1 protein-coding gene is annotated in these 1,743 nt (G+C 51.6%); it reads left to right on the forward strand.

Features of this window, described 5'->3' with window-relative positions; translation table 11 throughout:
* Positions 1–447: 447 nt before the first annotated feature.
* Positions 448–1,743: group II intron reverse transcriptase/maturase (gene ltrA / locus N2K84_RS20095; protein WP_282593624.1), on the forward strand; the 1,296-nt coding region annotated here is incomplete at its 3' end.

Genomic DNA, 1,743 nt, shown 5'->3' on the forward strand with positions numbered 1-1,743 from the left:
CGGACGGGAAGTCCCTTATACGCCGGGGTAACGCCCGGAAGTATTAGCAAGTGACAAGGTGGTTTACCGTGAGGTATGCACTGAAGGAAGTCAAACGGCAAAATCCGGTACTGACGAACAGAAACCTGATATGAGGCTATTAAACGAGGATAAGCAAGCACATCATTGTAACGTCCGGTGAACACCCAAATCGTTTTATAGTAGATCAGGCAGGCATTGGAGGAAGGGAAAAGCTTTTACCAGGGGAGATCTCACTAACCACGTGTTGGCCGGAGTGAGAAGTCAGCAGAGGCCATAGTAGCTGCCGGTAACGAGCCACGGACAGAAACCGTGGAGGGCTCACAGGGTCGTGAAGGGCCGAACATTAAGATGTTCCAAATTCGGCAGGGAGGCAATGCCAGCCCTGTTTTAAGCGGAACAGGGCAACCGAATAAAACGAAAACGGGAATGATTGAACAGGTACTCAACCGGAGGAATATGATGCGGGCTTACCGTCAGGTGGTGTCGAACAAAGGTTCGGCAGGCGTTGATGGTATGCCGGTGAAGGAACTATACGGCCACCTGACCCATAACAGGGAGCAGATAGAATCCGATATCCGGCAAGGGAAGTACCAACCACAAGCCATTCGAGGGGTGGAAATCCCCAAAAGCAACGGGAAGACCCGGCTACTGGGTGTCCCTACCGTAACCGACCGGATGCTTCAACAAGCCGTTGGTCAGGTTTTAGCCATCAAATTCGAGCTGGAGTTCGAAGATCAAAGCTACGGTTTTCGGCCAAACCGGAATGCACAGCAGGCCGTGTTAAAAGCACAGGGGCACATCAATTCGGGCTATCAGCACATTGTTGATATCGACCTGAAAAGCTTCTTCGATGAAGTGGACCACTGTATTTTACTGCAATTGATCTACAAGAAGGTCAAATGCCCGCTCACGCTACGGCTGATCCGCAAATGGCTGAGAGCGCCGATTCAAATCAACGGCAACTTGGTTAAGCGCCGTAAAGGCGTACCACAGGGAAGCCCGCTCAGCCCGCTGCTGTCCAATATCATGCTGCATGAACTGGACAAGGAGCTGAAAAGGCAGAACCTGCGCTTTGTGCGCTATGCCGACGACTTTAGTATTTATCTGAAGACAAAACAGGCCGCCCGGAAAGTCGGAAACGACACGTTCCGGTTCCTGCGCGACAAGCTAAAACTACCGATCAACCGCGAAAAGAGCGGCATCCGCCGTCCGGTCAACTTCAAGGTTTTGGGCTACGGGTTCGTGCCCACCTACCGAAAAGGAGAGAAGGGGCAGTACCAACTGGTCGCAAGCGAAAAGAGTTGGAAATCGCTCAAAGAAAAGCTGAAAACCATCACCCGCAAAACCACGCCCATGAGCTTCGACGAGCGCACTCAAAAGCTCAAAGAAGTTTCCCAGGGTTGGCTCAATTACTTCCGTATGGCAAGTATTCAGGTCAAACTAAAGGAATTGGATGGATGGTTGCGTAACCGGCTGAGGTACTGCATTTGGCACCATTGGAAGAAACCGGAACGGAAACGAAAGAACCTGATCCGGTTGGGCGTTCCACCCGAACAAGCCTACCAATGGAGCCGCTCCCGAATGGGGGGATGGGCAATTGCCCAAAGCCCGATTTTGGGTACGACCATTACCCGGGAACGATTACGGAAGAGAGGTTATCAGGCGTTGCTCCCGTATTACGAGAAAATTGCCCCACATCTTAATGAACCGCTGTATACGAGA

The organism is Gaoshiqia sediminis, from assembly GCF_025907915.1.
Classification (GTDB): domain Bacteria; phylum Bacteroidota; class Bacteroidia; order Bacteroidales; family Prolixibacteraceae; genus Gaoshiqia; species Gaoshiqia sediminis.